The organism is uncultured Stenotrophomonas sp., assembly GCF_963519925.1.
GTDB lineage: Bacteria > Pseudomonadota > Gammaproteobacteria > Xanthomonadales > Xanthomonadaceae > Stenotrophomonas > Stenotrophomonas maltophilia_AE.
Map to the genome: position 1 here is coordinate 1 of NZ_CAUQPH010000072.1, position 17,226 is coordinate 17,226.

At 68.5% G+C, this 17,226-nt stretch carries 16 protein-coding genes; 5 read left to right on the forward strand and 11 right to left on the reverse strand.

The features are described 5' to 3' along the window. The 11 genes from RWO33_RS12945 to RWO33_RS12995 all read right to left on the reverse strand — a co-directional run. A partial coding sequence (locus RWO33_RS12945) for a TcfC E-set like domain-containing protein (protein ID WP_314105267.1) occupies positions 1–2,131 on the reverse strand: 2,131 nt, incomplete at its 3' end. Between the two features lie 50 nt (positions 2,132–2,181). Then, positions 2,182–2,694, reverse strand: coding sequence for a CS1 type fimbrial major subunit (locus tag RWO33_RS12950; RefSeq protein WP_314105268.1), 513 nt, complete (start codon positions 2,692–2,694; stop codon positions 2,182–2,184). Between the two features lie 297 nt (positions 2,695–2,991). Then, positions 2,992–4,269 carry a citrate synthase gene (locus RWO33_RS12955; RefSeq protein WP_145479316.1) on the reverse strand — a complete coding sequence of 426 codons (1,278 nt, stop codon included), beginning with the start codon at positions 4,267–4,269 and terminating at the stop codon, positions 2,992–2,994. A gap of 319 nt (positions 4,270–4,588) precedes the next feature. Beyond that, complete coding sequence (locus RWO33_RS12960) at positions 4,589–4,852, reverse strand: type B 50S ribosomal protein L31 (protein ID WP_145479315.1); 264 nt, start codon at positions 4,850–4,852, stop codon at positions 4,589–4,591. A gap of 114 nt (positions 4,853–4,966) precedes the next feature. Next, entirely contained in the window at positions 4,967–5,905 is a 939-nt protein-coding gene (locus RWO33_RS12965; protein ID WP_145479314.1) for a nucleoside hydrolase, read from the reverse strand. A gap of 193 nt (positions 5,906–6,098) precedes the next feature. After that, positions 6,099–8,210 (reverse strand): ATP-dependent DNA helicase RecG, encoded by a 2,112-nt coding sequence (gene recG, locus RWO33_RS12970; protein WP_314105271.1) that lies wholly within the window; start codon positions 8,208–8,210, stop codon positions 6,099–6,101. Between the two features lie 9 nt (positions 8,211–8,219). After that, positions 8,220–8,606: a RidA family protein gene (locus tag RWO33_RS12975; protein ID WP_068853882.1), complete on the reverse strand. Its 387-nt coding sequence runs from the start codon at positions 8,604–8,606 to the stop codon at positions 8,220–8,222. A gap of 163 nt (positions 8,607–8,769) precedes the next feature. Continuing rightward, positions 8,770–10,929: a bifunctional (p)ppGpp synthetase/guanosine-3',5'-bis(diphosphate) 3'-pyrophosphohydrolase gene (locus RWO33_RS12980; protein ID WP_145479311.1), complete on the reverse strand. Its 2,160-nt coding sequence runs from the start codon at positions 10,927–10,929 to the stop codon at positions 8,770–8,772. Between the two features lie 186 nt (positions 10,930–11,115). Then, the gene (rpoZ, locus tag RWO33_RS12985) at positions 11,116–11,415 is read right to left on the reverse strand and encodes a DNA-directed RNA polymerase subunit omega (RefSeq protein ID WP_005410877.1); all 300 of its coding nucleotides are present in this window, start codon (positions 11,413–11,415) and stop codon (positions 11,116–11,118) included. A 116-nt stretch (positions 11,416–11,531) separates the two neighbouring features. Then, positions 11,532–12,194: a guanylate kinase gene (gene gmk, locus RWO33_RS12990; protein WP_145479310.1), complete on the reverse strand. Its 663-nt coding sequence runs from the start codon at positions 12,192–12,194 to the stop codon at positions 11,532–11,534. After that, positions 12,191–13,051, reverse strand: a complete 861-nt coding sequence (locus RWO33_RS12995; RefSeq protein ID WP_145479309.1) for a YicC/YloC family endoribonuclease — start codon at positions 13,049–13,051, stop codon at positions 12,191–12,193. The genes gmk and RWO33_RS12995 overlap by 4 nt, the downstream gene beginning before the upstream one ends. 120 nt (positions 13,052–13,171) lie before the next feature. Between RWO33_RS12995 and rph the strand changes: the two genes are divergently transcribed. The 5 genes from rph to RWO33_RS13020 all read left to right on the forward strand — a co-directional run. Beyond that, on the forward strand, positions 13,172–13,900 hold the full coding sequence (rph, locus tag RWO33_RS13000) for a ribonuclease PH (protein ID WP_145479308.1): 729 nt from the start codon (positions 13,172–13,174) through the stop codon (positions 13,898–13,900). After that, positions 13,897–14,283 carry a VOC family protein gene (locus RWO33_RS13005; RefSeq protein ID WP_314105309.1) on the forward strand — a complete coding sequence of 129 codons (387 nt, stop codon included), beginning with the start codon at positions 13,897–13,899 and terminating at the stop codon, positions 14,281–14,283. The genes rph and RWO33_RS13005 overlap by 4 nt, the downstream gene beginning before the upstream one ends. Continuing rightward, entirely contained in the window at positions 14,280–14,876 is a 597-nt protein-coding gene (gene rdgB, locus RWO33_RS13010; RefSeq protein WP_314105311.1) for an RdgB/HAM1 family non-canonical purine NTP pyrophosphatase, read from the forward strand. Before RWO33_RS13005 ends, rdgB begins: the two co-directional genes overlap by 4 nt. Positions 14,877–14,934: 58 nt before the next feature. Next, complete coding sequence (hemW, locus tag RWO33_RS13015; protein WP_314105315.1) at positions 14,935–16,143, forward strand: radical SAM family heme chaperone HemW; 1,209 nt, start codon at positions 14,935–14,937, stop codon at positions 16,141–16,143. An 89-nt stretch (positions 16,144–16,232) separates the two neighbouring features. Beyond that, the coding region (locus RWO33_RS13020; protein ID WP_314105313.1) for a DUF1631 family protein at positions 16,233–17,226 on the forward strand (994 nt) is incomplete at its 3' end.

Consider the following 17,226-nt stretch of genomic DNA (forward strand, 5'->3'; position numbering starts at 1 on the left):
GGCGACGCTGGCCGAATCGCAGCACCTGGCGTCGCTGCGCACCGGCCTGTACTTCGGCGGCGGCGCCTTCGAGCGCCGACGCCTCGGTCTGCGCCACGCTCACCGCCACGCCCGCATCGGCGCCGCTGCCACTACCCCAGAACAGTCCACGGGGCGACAGCGCCAGCGCCGACCCATGGCTGAGGCTGTAGCCGGTGGCGCGCGGCCGCCACTGCCGCGACAGCACGGCAGCGGTATGCCCCAGCGGCGTATCGCTGCGCAGCGCCAGCAGCACGTCGGCGGCGCCGGTATCCTGCACGCTGAGCTCGGCACCGGCCTCGCGTGCGCTGCCATCCTGCTCCTGTCGCCACGACTGGGCCAGCCGCAGGCTCCGCTCCGGATCGTCGTGGCGTTGGTGGCGCGCGTCGATGCCGATCCTGCCCAGCAGGCTGGCACTGGCCGCGTGCCGCAGGCGCGAGAGGGTGAGGCCGAGCTGCGCGCCCTGGTCGTGATGCGGTCCAGCCTGGCGCCAGACACCAAACCGGGCACTGATGCTCATGCCGCGCCATTGGCGGGTGTGGCTGTAGCTGGCCTGCACGCTGCGCGACGTCGGCGCCAGCGCCACAGGCACTCCCGGCCGCTCGGGCACCCCGCTGCGGCGGCGGGTATGGCCCAGGTAGAGACTGCCGCCGGCCAGCGGCAGGCTGAGCGAGGCGGTGACGGCGTTGGCGCAGCCGCGACGGTCGTGGTCGCTTGCCGTCTGCACGCCGCAGCGCGCGCCGCGCATGCGCTGCCGGTACAGGTTCCAGGACGCGCGGTTGCGCACGCTGAGCTGCTGCTGGTCGCCACGGCTGCCGTCGCTGCCCGCGATGACGCCGATTTCGGCCTGCAGGTCGTGCGCGCCAAGGCGGTGCCGCAGCCCGGTCCGCAGTTCGGCGTGGCCGCGCTCATCTATCCGGGCTACGCCCAGGCTCATGCCGAGCTGGCGGGCGAGTGGCAGCCGCAGCCCGGCCTGGAACGTGCTGGACGCGAATTCGCTGGCCGGCGCGCGTTGCCGCCCGCCCTGCACGAACCACTGCAGCCCGGGCTGGCCCCAGTCCTGGCCACGCACGAAGGGCTGGGTTTCGCTGCGCACCAGCCGGCCGTCTTCGTGGATGCGCAGGGTGACGTCGTAGCTGCCCGCCGGAAACCGGCGGGTGTCCAGGTCGCTGACCCCGGGCGGCAGGTAGAAGGTCTGCAGCAGGCGGTCGCCGTCGAAGGCATCCACGCGCGCGGGTCGCGACAGCAACACGGTAAGCGGCGCGCCGCCGGGGCTGGCGTCGACATCGACGTAGGCCTGGGTGGTGCCCACGCGGACGCCGTCGAAACGCTCCAGCGGAAGCAGCCCCAGCCCGAACTGCCCACCCTGCGGGCTGGCCAGGTTGCGCCGGTCCATGCGCCCGACCTGCAGGTAGTGGCGCCGTGCGAGGTCGTGGCGGTAGTACAGGTCATCGACCTGGAGGTGATCGCGGCTGGCCTTCCCGGACCAGGCGTGGCGGGCGTAGTTCCAGCTGCCACCGAGGTGGCCACTGCGCAGCACGCCGAGCGCGGCGCTGCCATGCGCGTTGAGCGCATACGCCCGGCCATCGCCGCTGAGGGTCAGTCCCTGCTGGTGCAGCAGCGCGTTCTCGGCCTGCTCGCTGGGCGCGTGCAGGCCGTCGCTGGCCGCCGGCCCGCGCGGCAGCCAGCGCAGTGCGGGAAACAGCAGCAGGGCGCTGTCGCCTTCGTCGAAGATGGCATGCACGTGCTGGGGATCCTCGGACGGGGCGCGCCAGCCGCAGCCGGGCTGTGGCTGGGCGTGGACGCAGGCCAGGTGGCTGTCGCGCGGCAACGGCGCCGACAGTGCCGGCAGCAGGGCCTGCTGGGCGGACAGGGAAAGGCCCAGCGCGGCCAGTACCGGCGCGGGGTCTTCAAGCTGGATGTGATCGAGGGTGACCCAGGCGGGCCACAGCCCGGCCGAGCGGCCGAACGCGCGCACGTCGAGGCGTTCGCGCTGGCCGGTGACCAGGTCTTCGAAACCGGCCGGCACCGGGCTCGCCTGCGCGACCAGGGCGGCCAGCAGCAGGGCGAGCGCCACCGCCAGCCGGACGAGGGCGGGAGCAGGAATGCGCATGGCGAAGGGGCCTGCACCGGCCGCTCAGGGGCCGATGCAGGCGTGGTCGGTCAGAGGCTGCTGGCGCGCTGCACGAGCACCAGACTGACCGGGCCGTCGTACAGGCCGGCGGCGGCAATCGGACCTGGCGTGGCCTGGGCGACAGTCAAGGGCATTTCGATGGAGGCACCGGGAATCGCGCCCAGGAACAGCTGGTCGGCGGTAAAGGCGATCGGCGCGACGCCAAGCTCTCGACCATTGAGGCTGACCGCCAGCGGTACGTCGACGGCACCGGCCGCGGTGACCTTGGGCATCAGCACGGCCGGTTCGGCCAGGCGCACGTCGACATCGAGGCTGGTGTCGTTGGAGAACACGCGCACCCGCTCGCTCCAGCTGCCGAGCCCCTGCCCGGCGCGATAGGGCATCTGCACGGCATCGGGAAGCACGCTGCCATCGGCTTTGAGCAGCGACAGGGTCGGGTCGACGTTGGCCCAGACAGTGATGTGCGCTTCGGCCGCTTGGGCGGACAGTGCGGCGGTAACCAGCGCCAGGCCGAGCGCGGCCTGCTTCAGAGTGCGGAACATGAGTTTGTCTCCCTTGATTGGAATGCACCTCGCATGAGGCTGTCGTTGCGCCCTGCACGCAGGGCTGGCGACCCGATCAAGGTAGGCAGCGGCGCCCTGCCCCCACACGCAACCATTCTTAAACCCGGCGCAAGCCACCACGATCTGCGACAGCGCGCGCGATACCGCGGCATCGCAAGCATTCCGAGCATGTTCGTGGCGAACGCGTCGCTGCATGTCGCCCACGGCGGGCGACGGCGCGGACAAAAAAAAACACCTCCTTGCGGAGGTGTTTTCCAGGCGACGCGGGGCGTTGGATCAGCCCGCGTAATCGCGCACGTCGCTGCCGGTGTAGACCTGGCGCGGGCGGCCGATCTTCATTTCCGGGTCGACCTGCTGTTCCAGCCAATGCGCGACCCAGCCGGAGGTACGGCCCAGGGCGAACATGACGGTGAACATTTCGGTCGGGATCTGCAGCGCCTTGTAGATGATGCCGCTGTAGAAGTCCACGTTCGGGTACAGCTTGCGGGCGACGAAGTAGTCGTCCTGCAGCGCAGCCTGCTCCAGCTTGACCGCGACGTCGAGCAGCGGATCCTGCACGCCCAGCTGCTTGAGCACCTTGCTGGTCATCTCACCGATGACCTTGGCGCGCGGGTCGAAATTCTTGTAGACGCGGTGGCCGAAGCCCATCAGGCGGAAGCCGGAGGTCTTGTCCTTGGCCTTGAGCACGGCCGATTCGACGTTGTCGGCCGAACCGATTTCTTCCAGCATCTTCAGCACGGCTTCGTTGGCACCGCCATGGGCCGGACCCCACAGCGCGGTGACGCCAGCGGCGACCGACGCATACGGGTTGGCGCCGGTCGAACCGACCAGGCGCACGGTCGAGGTCGAGGCGTTCTGCTCGTGGTCGGCGTGCAGGATGAACAGCAGGTCCAGTGCCTTGACCACGTCCGGGTTGAGGTCGTACTGGCCATCGGCCGACTCGAAGGTCTGCTTCAGGAAGCGGCTGACGTAATCCAGCGAGGTGTCCGGCTTGTTGGCCGGCAGGCCCTTGCCGTGGCGGTAGATCAGCGCCGACAGGGTCGGGACCTTGGCGATCAGGCGCACCGCGGACTGGCGGCGCTGTTCGGCGTCGGACAGGTCCAGCGCAGCGTGGTACTTCGCCGACAGCTGCGCGATGGCCGCGGCCAGGATCGCCATCGGATGGGCGTCCTTGTCGAAGCTGGCGATCAGCGCGTTGATCGAGGCGTCGACGTTGGCTTCGGCCGCCAGCTCATCGGTGAAGGCCTTCAGCTGTTCGGCGCTCGGGCGCTCGCCGTTGATCAGCAGGTAAGCCACTTCGACGTAGCTGGACTTTTCCGACAACTGTTCGATCGGGTAGCCGCGATACAGCAGCACGCCCTTGTCACCGTCGATATAGGTGATGGCGGACTTGCAGCTGGCGGTGGCGGTGAAGCCGGAGTCGTAGGTGAAGAGACCGGTTTCCTTGGTCAGCTTCGCGATATCGACGCAATCGTTGCCGAGCGTGGGTTTGATGACAGGCAGAACAACCGACTTTTCGCCGGCGTTGAGCGTGACCTGATCAAGATCGGACACTGTGTGCGCTCCTCAGGGGAAGGCGCCCACCCAAGCGCATGGGGCGGGCACGTGAATGAAGTCCACAACCTGTGCTGTGGATCACGTCATTATCGCACAGCAACATTTGCCATGCCCTAGGACGGAAGTCGTAGACCGACGCCTGCCGCGCCCTGTCCGCGCTTGCGCTGGCGGCGCTTGACCGGGCTGGAATGGACACTGTGTTTCCGCAGACGGGACAAAAACTGAACCGCCGTTCATCCGGCAGCAGGGTTCACGCGGGCAAAAAAAACAACGGCCGCCTGGGCGACCGTTGTTTTCATGCAGCAGTGTCGACAGCTCAGGCAGCAGACGGCGCCGCCGGCTTGCCGAAACGCTTCTGGAACTTGTCGATACGGCCGCTGGTGTCGATCACCTTGTGCTTGCCCGTGTAGAACGGGTGCGAAGCCGAGGAAATTTCGATCTTGACGAGCGGGTATTCCTTGCCGTCTTCCCAGGTCGCCGTTTCCTTGGTGGCCATGGTCGAGCGGGTCAGGATTTTGAAATCGGAGGTGACGTCCTGAAAGATGACGTCACGGTAGTTCGGATGGATATCGTCCTTCATGGGGCACACCGTAGAAATAGGTAAGGAAAACGCAAGAGCGGCATTATAGCCCCGGTTGCCGTCGAGGGCAAGCCAGGGGCCATCATCCGCAGTAGTAGGGCCGCCGCAGCGGCGTCAGGCGACGCCGAGCGCAGCCCGGACCTGGGCCTCGAAGCGCCCCTGGTCGTAGGCCATGAGCAGCTGGGTGTTGTCCGGCTGCCCCGTCTGGCGGTTCCAGTCGACGATGGTAGCACCCCGGCTGTGCACCCCGGAAAGTTCGACGTTCAGCGGGCGCGCTTCGACCCGCAGGGCGCCTTCCGGCTGCAGTGCCCAGGCCATGGCCAGGGCGTCGGCGGCGAACCAGCGGTCGCCGCGGCTGTCTTCGGACCACAGACGGGTCTGGCGCGAGATCAGCTCGTAGAAGCGGGCCTTGTCGCTGTCGGCCGCCAGCCACTGCTCCACGTCCTTGTGCAGCAGGCCGTGGGCGACGGTGGCTTCCCAGTCGGCGACTTCGATCTGCGGGAAGCCGGTGAACACCACGTGCGCTGCTTCCGGGTCGAAGGCGATGTTGAATTCTGCGGCCGGGGTGATGTTGCCGTGGCAGGTCACCGCCCCGCCCATCACCAGGAAGCGCTTCACGCGCTGCGGCAGGGTCGGATCGAGCTTCAGCGCCAGGGCCAGGTTGGTCAGCGGCCCCAGCGCGACCAGGAACAGCTCGCCGGCGTACTGGTGGGACAGGCGCAGGATCGCGAGCGCCGCGTGCTCGGCCTCGGCCTGGCGGGTGGCCGCGGGCAGGTTGACGTCGCCGAAGCCGTCCGCGCCATGCACGTGGGCCGCGTCCACCGACGGGTGCACCAGCGGTTCCGGGGTACCGGCGAACACCGGCACGTCTTCGCGGCCGGCCACTTCACACAGTTTCAGCGCATTGCGGACCGTGTGGTCCAGGCCGACATTGCCGGCGGCAATGGTGAGGCCGACCACGTCGTGGCGTTCGTCGGCAAAGGCCATCAACAGGGCCAGGGCGTCATCGACACCCGGATCGGTGTCGATCAACAGCGGAATCTTCTTGGTCATGCGTGCCGTCTTGGTAAGCGGCAAGGGACTTTCGCACCCCGGGATGACAAATACAAGGCGCGGGTCGGGGCCGCTTGGGCCGGCCAACGGCCGGCGCTACCGATCGAATGATCCCGACGGTCGATTGATCCAGATTCCAATGGGCCCGTAACAATTCGTAGCGCCGGCCGTTGGCCGGCCCAGACGACGCCGACTACGCCGACGCATATCTCACCGCGTTGCCGATCCACCGCTCGACGACCCTATCGGCCACCGTCGGCGCCTCCTCCAGCAACCGCTCGGCCAGCGCATGCACCCCCGGCAGCAGATCCGCATCACGCACCAGGTCGGCCATGCGGAATCCGGCCAGGCCGGTCTGCCGCGTCCCCAGCAGTTCGCCCGGGCCGCGCAGCTCCAGGTCCTTTTCGGCAATCACGAAGCCGTCGTTGGTCTGGCGCATGGTTTCCAGCCGCTCGCGCGCCATCGCCGACAGCCGCGCCTGGTACAGCAGCACGCAGCGCGACACCGCCGAACCGCGGCCGACCCGCCCGCGCAGCTGGTGCAGCTGTGCCAGCCCGAGCCGCTCGGCATTCTCGATCACCATCAGCGAGGCATTGGGCACGTCCACGCCGACTTCGATCACCGTGGTCGCCACCAGCAGGTCGATCTGGCCGGCCTTGAACGCGACCATGGTGGCCAGCTTCTCGCTGGCCTTCAGCCGCCCGTGCACCAGCCCGACCCGCACGCCCGGCAGCAGCGCCTGCAGCGATTCGTAGGTGGCCTGCGCGGGAGTGGCGTCGAGCTCGTCGTTCTCCTCGATCAGGGTGCACACCCAGTACACCTGCCGCCCTTCGCGGCAGGCCAGCGCGATGCGCTCGATCAGCTCGGGGCGGCGGTCGTTGTTGAGCGCCACGGTCTGCACCGGGGTGCGCCCCGGCGGCAGTTCGTCGATTGCCGACACGTCCAGGTCGGCGTACTCGGACATCGCCAGCGTGCGCGGGATCGGGGTCGCGGTCATCACCAGCTGGTGCGGCACGCTGTGCCCGCCGGCGCCCTTGTCGCGCAGCGCAAGCCGCTGGTGCACGCCGAAGCGGTGCTGTTCGTCGACGATGGCCAGGGCCAGGTCATGGAACACCACCGCGTCCTGCATCAGCGCGTGGGTGCCCACCACGACCTGCGCCTGGCCATTGGCGACCTGCTCGAGCACCTGGCTGCGCGCCTTGCCGGTGACCTTGCCGGCCAGCCACGCCACCCGCACGCCGAGCGGTTCCAGCCAGCCACGCAGGTTGACCAGATGTTGTTCGGCCAGCAGCTCGGTGGGCGCGGCCAGCGCCACCTGCTTGCCCTGCTCCACCGCGAGCATGGCCGCCAGCGCGGCGACCACGGTCTTGCCCGAGCCGACATCGCCCTGCACCAGCCGCAGCATCGGGCTGGGCCGCGCCAGGTCCTCGCGGATCTGCTTGAACACGCGCTGCTGGGCGCCGGTCAATGCGAACGGCAGCTGCTGGAGCAGGGCCTTGGCCAATCGCCCCGGCCCCGCCAGCGGCGGTGCATGGTGCGCCTGCAGCGCCATGCGCTGGCGGCGCAGGCTCAGGTGGTGGGCGAGCAGCTCTTCCAACGCCAGCCGGCGTTGCGCCGGGTGGGTGCCGGCTGCCAACGCGGCCAGGTTGGCGTCCGGCGGCGGCCGGTGCACGGTGAGCAGCGCCGTGCGCAGCGATGGCAGGGACAGGCCATCCAGCCAGCCGGCGGGCAGCAGTTCCAGCGTCGCCTCGTCGGGCAGGCGGTCCAGCGCCTGGCCGATCAGCTTGCGCATGGTCGCCGGACCCATCCCTTCCAGCGTCGGATAGACCGGGTCCAGGCTCTGGCCCAGCGCCGGGTCTTCGTGGCGACCCAGGATCTGGTAACTGGGGTGGACGATCTCCAGTCCCAGCTGGCCGGGCCTGGGCGTGCCGAAGCAGCGCAGCCGGGTTCCCACCGCGAACTGCGCGACCTGTTGCTGGCGGAAGTGGAAGAAGCGCAGCACCAGGGTGCCCTGCCCTTCATCCTCGATCGCCACCTTGAGCATCGGCCGGCGGCGCATGCCGCGCTCCACCGCCACCACCTGCCCTTCCACCTGCGCCGGCACGCCGTTGCGCAGGTCCTGGATGCGGGTCAGCGCAGTGCGGTCCTCGTAGCGCAGCGGCAGCTGCAGCCACAGGTCCTGCAGCGACAGCAGGCCCCGTGCCGCCAGCTTGGCGGCAACAGCCGGCCCGACGCCGGCGAGCATCGCCAGGGATGCTTCACCGGACGGCGCCAGCGCCGGGGTGACCGCCGTCTTTCGCGCCACGGGATGGGATCAGTCGATGACCATGACCGCGTCGACCTCGAAGTTGGCGCCCTTGGGCAGGCCGGACACTTCGATGGTGGAACGGGCCGGGAACGGCGCCTGGAAGTAGTCCTGCATGACCGCGTTGACCTTGGCGAATTCGGCCAGGTCGGTCAGGTACAGGCCCAGGCGGACCACCTTGTCCAGCGAGCCGCCCGCGGCTTCGGCCACGGCCTTGAGGTTGTCGAACGCACGACGGGCCTGCGCTTCGACGTCACCGGCGCCGACGATGTCGCCGGTTGCCGGGTCCAGCGGGATCTGGCCGGAGAAGTACACGGTGTTGCCGGCACGCACGGCCTGCGAATACGGACCGATGGCGGCCGGTGCGTTTTCGGTGTTGATGATCTGGCGGGACATGGTTGCCTCGATATGTCGAACAATGGTGGGCCATTGTATCGGTTTCGATCATTGCCGCGCTTCGCGCAGGCCAGCGTAGAGCCACGCCCTGCGTGGCTTCGGGGTGCCGGTTTCGATCATTGCCGCGCTTTGCGCGGCCAGCCACGCAGCGCGTGGCTCTACGTCATTGGCGTCGCACGGACTGGACTACCGACAAACGTCGCAGGCGGCGCATGACTTCGGCCAGGTGGTTGCGGTCGCGGACCTGGATGTTGAAGGCCAGCACCGCGGCGTTGAAGTCGCGGTCCAGGTAGTCGACCCGCTCGATGTTGGAATGGCTCTGCGCGATCGCCGCGGCCAGCTGCGCCAGCACGCCGGTGCCGTTCTCCACTTCCACCACCAGCGCGGTGTCGTAGTCGCCGGACACTGTGGTATCCCAGCCGATCGGCACCCAGCGTTCGGGCGACTTGCGCAGTTCGGCCAGGTTCGGGCAGTCCAGGCGGTGCACCACGATGCCCTTGCCGGCGGTGTGGTACCCCATGATCTCGTCGCCGGGAATCGGCTGGCAGCAGTTGGCGAAGCTGACCACGCCGCGTTCGCTGCCGTTGATCAGGATCTTTTCCTGCGAATGCTTCGAATGCGCGCCGCCGCGCAGTTCGGCATAGGCCATCAGCGCCTGCGCGGCCTGGTTGGGCATCCAGTTGCCCAGCGCAACCTCGGCCAGCAGGGCCTCCAGGCGCGGGTAGCGGTGCTCGGCCAGGAACGCGTCCAGCCGCCCCTTGGGCAGCCGTTCCAGCGAGCTGTCCATCGCTTCCAGCGCGCGGTCGAGCATGCGGTGGCCCAGCTGCACGGCATCTTCGTGTTCGAGCTGCTTGAGCTGGTGGCGGATCGCGGTGCGTGCCTTGGAGCTGACCACGAACTCCAGCCATTGCGGCTTGGGCGTGGCCGAGCGCGCGGTGATCACTTCCACGGTCTGCCCGCTGACCAGCTTGGTGCGCAGCGGCACCAGCTTCTTGTCCACGCGCGAAGCCACCGCCATGTTGCCGACGTCGGTGTGCACCGCGTAGGCAAAGTCCAGCGCGGTGGAGTTGCGCGGCAGGGCCAGGATCTTGCCCTTGGGGGTGAACAGGTAGACCTCGTCCGGGAACAGGTCGACCTTGACGTTGTCGAGGAACTCCAGCGAAGAACCGGCCGCGCGCTGCGAATCGATCAGCTCGACGATCCAGGCGTGGGCGCGGCTCTGCGCGCTGTTGGGGCTGTCGCCACCGAACTTGTAGGTCCAGTGCGCGGCCACGCCGCGCTCGGCGATCAGGTCCATTTCCTCGGTCCGGATCTGCACTTCGATCGGCGAGCCGTACGGCCCGAACAATACGGTATGCAGCGACTGGTAGCCGTTGGCCTTGGGAATGGCGATGAAATCGCGGAAACGCCCGTCGAGCGGCTTGAAGGTGGCGTGCACCGCGCCCAGCGCGTGGTAGGCGTTGGGCACGCTGCGCACGACCAGCCGGAATCCGAACACGTCCATGACCTGGTCGAAGGATTTGTTCTCGTCGCGCATCTTGTTGTAGATGCTCCACGGGGTCTTGATCCGGCTCACCAGCCGGTGCTCCAGCCCTTCCTTGGCCAGCCGCTGCGACAACTGCACTTCCACCTGGGCCATGGCCTCGCGGCGCACCACCGGCTGGCTGCGGATGTGCTTTTCAAGGATCGCGTGGCGCCACGGGTACAGCGCCTTGAAGCCCAGGTTCTGCAGTTCGCTCTTGACCAGGCTCATGCCCAGCCGCTGCGCGATCGGGGCGTAGATTTCCAGGGTTTCGCGCGCGATGCGCCCACGTGCCTCGCTGCTCTGCGCCCCCAGGGTGCGCATGTTGTGCAGGCGGTCGGCCAGCTTGATCATGATCACGCGCAGGTCGCGCGACATCGCCAGCAGCATCTTGCGGAAGCTTTCGGCGGCCGCTTCCTGGCGGTCGCGGAACTTCAGCTTGTCCAGCTTGGTGACACCGTCCACCAGCTCGGCGACCGCCTCGCCGAACTCGGCGGCCAGTTCCTCGCGGGTCAGCGGGGTGTCTTCGATGGTGTCGTGCAGGATTGCGGCGATCAGCGCTTCCACGTCCAGGCCGAGTTCGGCCAGTACCTGGGCTACGGCTACCGGGTGGGTGATGTACGGTTCGCCGGACTTGCGGGTCTGCCCCGCATGCGCCGAGGCGCCGACTTCCCAGGCACGACGCAGCAACGGCAACTGCTCGGGCGGCAGGTAGTGGGCCGCGCGTTCAAGCTGGAGGACATAGTCGGGTACGGCCGCGCCGGGAGACGCGGCGACCTTGGCAGAGGGGCCTGGGTTCATGGCTGGAAGACTATTCCAGCGGGCGGATATCGGCAAACTATTGCGTCATGCGATCGCGCGTCACGACCAACGGTCGTGACCTACCGGATGGCATCCCCGCGTCACGACCAACGGTCGTGACCGCCCATAACGCAAACAGCCCGCCAGGGGCGGGCTGTTCGTGGACAACGGTGATCGCCTGCGCGATCAGTCGTCGTTCTTGGACATGTCTTCGTCGGCAACGACTTCGGCAGCGGCCCATTCCAGTGCTTCACGCTCGGCGCGCTCGCGTTCGGCCTTCTCGACTTCGTCGATCAGCGCGTTGTCGATCTTGCGCGCGGCGATTTCGCGCAGCGCCAGCACGGTCGGCTTGTCTTCGGTTTCGCTGTTGTCCAGGGTGGCCTGGACGCCATTGGCCAGCTGACGGGCGCGCTTGGACGCCATCATGACCAGTTCGAAACGGTTGTTCACGACTTCCAGACAATCTTCTACGGTGATGCGGGCCATGCGGGCTCCCGGCAGCCGGCGCGGGCTGCTCAATCGAATGAGGGAAAGGGGACGGAGTGTACCGGCAGGGGCTGGACAAAATCAAGCCGACCCGCTACCCGCCCCTTGTGAATCAGTCAGTTGCCGTTGCCGTCCTGGGTCAGCAGGGCCTGGATCAGGCCGGCGTGGCGGACTTTCTGCGACTCCCTGCGCAGGCGGCTGGCGGTGAAGATGGCGCACAGCTCGTCCACCGCGGTCTCGAACACTTCGTTGACGATGACGTAGTCGAAGTCGTTGAAATGCAGCATTTCCTCGCGCGCGGCAGCCAGGCGCTGGGCGATCACCGCCTCGCTGTCCTGCCCGCGCTTGCGCATCCGGTCCTGCAGGGCCTGGCGGGACGGCGGCAGGATGAACACCGTCACCGTGCCCGGGACCAGCTGGCGGACCTGCTGGGCGCCCTGCCAGTCGATCTCCAGCAGGACGTCCTGCCCGGCGGCCAGCTGCGGCTCCACCGACTGCCGTGCGGTGCCCTTCCAGTCGCCATGCACCCAGGCATGCTCGAAGAAGTCGCCGGCGGCGATCATCCGCTCGAATTCGGGCGCGCTGACGAAGTGGTAGTGCTCGCCGTTCACTTCGCCCGGGCGCATCGCCCGCGAAGTGAACGAGATCGACAGCGCGATCTGCGGGTCGCGGGCCAGGGTGGCGTTGACGATGCTGCTCTTGCCGGCCCCGGACGGGGCGGCCACGATGTACAGCGTGCCGCGGGCGGGTTCCGGACTCTGGAGGGGCTGGCTGCTCATTCGATGTTCTGCACCTGTTCGCGGATCTGGTCGATCAGCACCTTCAGCTCGACGGCGGCATTGGAGGTGCGGCTGTCCACCGACTTGGAGCCCAGCGTATTGGCTTCGCGGTTGAACTCCTGCAGCAGGAAGTCCAGGCGGCGGCCGACCGGCTCGCGCTGGGTGAGCACGCGGCGGATTTCCACGATGTGGCTGCGCAGCCGGTCCAGCTCCTCATCCACGTCCAGCTTCTGCAGCCACAGCACCAGTTCCTGCTCGGCACGACCGGGGTCCACCGGGTGCGGCAGGTCGGCCAGGCGGGCGGCCAGCTTGCTGCGCTGTCCGTCGCGGATCAGCGGGATCAGGGTGGTGACCTCGGCGGCGATGCGCTCGATCGCGTCAACCCGCTCGCTGATCGCCGTGGCCAGTTTGTCGCCCTCACGCTCGCGCGCGGCCACGAAGCCGTCCAGCACCTGGTCCAGCAGGGCCAGGGCCTCTGCCTGCAGCGCAGGCGCGTCGGTGGCCTCACCCAAGGTCACGCCCGGCAGCTGCAGCAGGTCGGTGAAGCTGACCTGCAGGTTGGGGAAATCGGAGGTCAGCCGGTGCGCGAGCGCACCCAGCTGCCCCAGCAGGAGTTCGTTCACCTGCAGGCTGGCGCCGGTTTCCGGCGCGCGCAGGCGCATCACCAGGTCCAGCTTGCCCCGGCTCAGCCTGGCGGCGATCCGCTCGCGCAGCTGCGGCTCCAGCGCGCGCAGCTCTTCCGGCAGGCGCGTGCCGACTTCCAGGAAGCGGTGGTTGACCGAGCGCAGCTCGCACCCCAGCGTGCCCCACGGGGTCGCGCGCTCGCCGCCGGCATAGGCGGTCATGCTTCGAATCATTCGGGGTTTCCGATGCTCTCAAAGGGGGAATGGTACCCTAGCGGCCTTCTCCAGGCCTCCTCGCCTGCCGGTCCCCGGCCGGGCGCGGAACCGTATCCCCCGTCTTACCGGAAGCCATCCATGTCCGATCCCCGTCCCAGCGGCCGCCAGGCCGACCAGCTGCGCGAAGTGCGCATCGAACGCGCCTTCACCCGTCACGCCGAAGGTTCGGTGCTGGTCAGCTTCGGTGAAACCCGCGTGCTGTGCACCGCCAGCGTGGAAAACCGCGTGCCGGGCTTCCTGCGCGGCAAGGGCGAAGGCTGGGTCACCGCCGAATACGGCATGCTGCCGCGCTCCACCCACACCCGCAACGACCGCGAAGCGGCACGCGGCAAGCAGGGCGGCCGCACCCTGGAGATCCAGCGCCTGATCGGCCGCACCCTGCGCGCCTGCATCGACCGCGGCGCGCTCGGCGAACGCACCATCACCCTGGACTGCGACGTGCTGCAGGCCGACGGCGGCACCCGTACCGCGGCCATCACCGGTGCCTACGTGGCACTGGTGGACGCGGTGAACCTGCTGCTCAAGCGCGGCGACATCAAGCGCAACCCGATCTTCGGCGCGGTGGCCGCGGTCTCGGTCGGCGTCTATCGCGGCACCCCGGTGCTGGACCTGGATTACGCCGAAGACAGCGATTGCGATACCGACATGAACGTGGTGATGAACGACGGCGGCGGCTTCATCGAGCTGCAGGGCACCGCCGAAGGCCACGCGTTCCGCCGCGATGAACTGGACGCGCTGCTGGCCTTGGCCGAAAAGGGCATCACCGACCTGTTCGCGGCCCAGCAGGCCGCACTGGCGCAGCCGTGAACCGGCGGCTTGCCCTGGTCACCCTGGTGGTGGCCGATTACGACGAGGCGATCGCCTGGTACACGGGCAAGCTCGGCTTCACCCTGCTCGAGGACATCGACCAGGGCAGCAAGCGCTGGGTGGTGGTGGGCCCGACCGACGGCAACGCCGCCGCACTGCTGCTGGCCCGCGCCAGCACCGACGAGCAGCGCAGCCGCATCGGCAACCAGACCGGTGGCCGGGTCGGCTTCTTCCTCAACACCGACGACTTCCATCGCGACCACGCGGCGATGACCGCGCGCGGCGTGGAGTTCCTGGAAGCCCCGCGCGAGGAAGCCTATGCGACGGTCGCGGTGTTCCGCGACCTGTACGGCAATACCTGGGACCTGCTGGAGCCGAAATGATGAAACTGGTACTGGCCAGCGGCAACGCCGGCAAGCTGAAGGAACTGCAGGCCATGCTGGCCGGCCTGCCGCTGGAGATCGTGGCGCAGGGCGCGCTGGGCGTCAGCGACGTTCCCGAGACCGGCCTCACCTTCGTCGAGAACGCGCTGATCAAGGCGCGTCACGCCTGCGCCAGCACCGGCCTGCCGGCGCTGGCCGACGATTCGGGCCTGATCGTCGATGCACTGCACGGCGCCCCCGGCCTGTACAGCGCGCGCTACGCCGGCAGCCCGACCGATGACGCGGCCAACAACGCCAAGCTACTGGAGGCGATGCGCGATGTGCCCGGCGGCAGCCGTACCGCACGCTTCTACGCGGTGATCGTGCTGCTGCGCCATGCCGACGACCCGCAGCCGCTGATCTGCGAAGGCAGCTGGGAAGGCGAGATCCTCGACGAGCTGCGCGGCAGCCACGGTTTCGGCTACAACCCGCTGTTCCTGGACACCGTGCTGGGCCAGACCGCGGCGGAAATGGCGCCGGACGTGAAGAACGCGATGAGCCACCGCGGCAAGGCCCTGCAGGTGTTGAAGCAGAAGCTGTCGGCGTTGATCTGAATCGAATGTTGATGATTTACCGAGGGCCGGCCAGCGGCCGGCGCTACCGATGAGCACGATGTCCGACCACGACTGCCACCACCTTCCGGGCGAAAGCTGCGACCATGACCACGGCGTGTCGCTGGTACCGCCGCCGTTGTCGCTGTACGTGCACCTGCCGTGGTGCGTGCGCAAGTGCCCGTACTGCGACTTCAATTCGCACCAGGGCAAGGGCGAACTGCCGTTCGAGGCCTACATCGATGCGCTGGTCCGCGACCTCGACCAGGACGTGCCGCTAGTCTGGGGCCGGGTGGTCAACAGCGTGTTCTTTGGCGGCGGCACCCCCAGCCTGTTCCCGCCCGAGGCGATCGACCGCTTCCTGCAGGCCGCCTCGGCACGCCTGCGTTTCGCCCCGAACCTGGAAGTAACCCTGGAAACCAACCCGGGCACCGCCGAGCACGGCCGCTTCGACCGTTACCGCGCTGCCGGAGTGAACAGGATCAGCTTCGGCATCCAGACCTTCAATGATGCGGCGCTGCAGCGCCTGGGCCGGATCCACGACAGCGGTGAAGCCGAGCGTGCGGTGAAACTGGCCCAGGACGCGGGCTACGACAACTTCAACATCGACCTTATGTACGCGCTGCCGGAGCAGACCCTGGCCCAGGCCGAACATGATCTCGAACGCGCGTTCGCACTGCAGCCCACCCACCTGTCGCACTACCAGCTCACCCTGGAACCGAACACGGTGTTCTTCGCGCGACCGCCGCAGGGCATCCCCGACGACGACGACGCCTGGGACATGCAGGAGCACTGCCAGCGCCTGCTGGCCGACGCCGGCTATGCGCAGTACGAGGTCAGCGCCTATGCGCGGCCGGGGCGGCAGAGCCAGCACAACCTGAACTACTGGCGTTTTGGCGACTATCTGGGGATCGGCGCCGGCGCCCACGGCAAGATCAGCAGCGGTGCGGGCCAGCAGGTGCTGCGCCGATGGAAGCACAAGCACCCGCAGACCTACATGGACACCGCCGGCACCACCGCCTCGATCGGCGGCGACGAGGTGATCGACGCTGCGCGCCTGCCGTTCGAATACATGCTCAACCTGCTGCGCCTGCATGAGGGGTTCCGCTTCAAGGACTTCGAATCGCGCACCGGGCTGGACCGGTCGCGGATCGCCGCGCCCCTGCAGGCCGCGCTTGCCCGCGGCTGGATGACCGTGGACGGCGAGCATGTCCAGCCGACCGAACTGGGCCGGCGTTTCACCAACGACGTGGTGGAACTGTTCCTGTAGAGTGCGGTGCCGACCAACGGTAGGCACTACCCTAGAAACCGGGGTGACGGTAGATTATATTCTCTCACGGGGGCCGGAACCAACAACCGATGTCAGCGTCCCCACCAACAACACCATCCGACCTGACCCGGTTCGCCGCCGTCAACGCGCCGCCGCGCGTGCGCCGGCTGCTGGCCGCGCTGCACGGGCTGGCCGAGAAGACATTGGGCGCGCCGCTCAAGCTGACCATCGTGGAACTGGAACGCGAGCTGTTCCGCGAAGCCGAGCGCGCGCGCAACAGCCAGATCCAGGCCGACATCTACGCCCAGGCCCGGCGCCTGCACGACATCAATGCGCAGTTCGCGCCGCGCTTCCTCGACGCGCTGGGCACGGCACTGGCCAGCCTGCGCGAGCCGCGCGTCCGCCATGTGCCGGCGCCGGCGCAGGCGGTGACGGCGACCACGTTGACCCTGGTCACCGACACCGACATCGACCGCGACATCGTGCTGGCCGACATCGTCCGGCGCGAATCGCAGCGCTCGGCCACTGCGCTGCAGCTGCTCGGCCAGCGCTTCGGCGTGCTGGCCGCAGGCCCGGCCTTCGACGCGGAGGACCTGCCGTTCGGGCCGCACGTGCTGTGCCGGATCGCGCGTGAGCTGGGCGAGTCGTTCGCGCTGGGCCTGGAGACCCAGTTGGCGCTGTACCGGGTGTTCGACCGCCAGCTGATCGAACGGCTGGGCGAGCTGCTGGAGCGCGCCAACATCCTGCTGACCCACGAAGGAATCCTGCCGGGCCTGGTCTACACCCCGTACCTGGCGCGCTCGGCCACCACCCGGCGCATCGTGACCGGGCCCGAGCGCGGTCCGGGCCGCGAACAGGGGGGTGCGGCGAATCGTCCGTTGACCGGCTGGAGCGGTTCGTCCAGCACCGGCAACTGGGCGGCGATGACCAGCGAAGTGATCGGGGCGACCGCTGCAGCCGGCTCCGCCGCAAACCCGCCGCCGCTTCCCGCCGAGGGGGCCGGGGCCAGCCCGGCCGACATGAACGCACCGGCATTGTCCGCGCTGCACCAGCTGCTGGATGCGGCCCGCCACAGCCATGGCG

Coding starts and splice junctions, on each gene's coding strand:
- RWO33_RS12950 (WP_314105268.1), bottom strand. CDS start 2,694: ATGTTCCGCACTCTGAAGCAGGCCGCGCTCGGCCTGGCGCTGGTTACC.
- RWO33_RS12960 (WP_145479315.1), bottom strand. CDS start 4,852: ATGAAGGACGATATCCATCCGAACTACCGTGACGTCATCTTTCAGGAC.
- RWO33_RS12965 (WP_145479314.1), bottom strand. CDS start 5,905: ATGACCAAGAAGATTCCGCTGTTGATCGACACCGATCCGGGTGTCGAT.
- RWO33_RS12975 (WP_068853882.1), bottom strand. CDS start 8,606: ATGTCCCGCCAGATCATCAACACCGAAAACGCACCGGCCGCCATCGGT.
- RWO33_RS12980 (WP_145479311.1), bottom strand. CDS start 10,929: ATGAACCCAGGCCCCTCTGCCAAGGTCGCCGCGTCTCCCGGCGCGGCC.
- rpoZ (WP_005410877.1), bottom strand. CDS start 11,415: ATGGCCCGCATCACCGTAGAAGATTGTCTGGAAGTCGTGAACAACCGT.
- gmk (WP_145479310.1), bottom strand. CDS start 12,194: ATGAGCAGCCAGCCCCTCCAGAGTCCGGAACCCGCCCGCGGCACGCTG.
- RWO33_RS12995 (WP_145479309.1), bottom strand. CDS start 13,051: ATGATTCGAAGCATGACCGCCTATGCCGGCGGCGAGCGCGCGACCCCG.
- rph (WP_145479308.1), top strand. CDS start 13,172: ATGTCCGATCCCCGTCCCAGCGGCCGCCAGGCCGACCAGCTGCGCGAA.
- rdgB (WP_314105311.1), top strand. CDS start 14,280: ATGATGAAACTGGTACTGGCCAGCGGCAACGCCGGCAAGCTGAAGGAA.
- hemW (WP_314105315.1), top strand. CDS start 14,935: ATGTCCGACCACGACTGCCACCACCTTCCGGGCGAAAGCTGCGACCAT.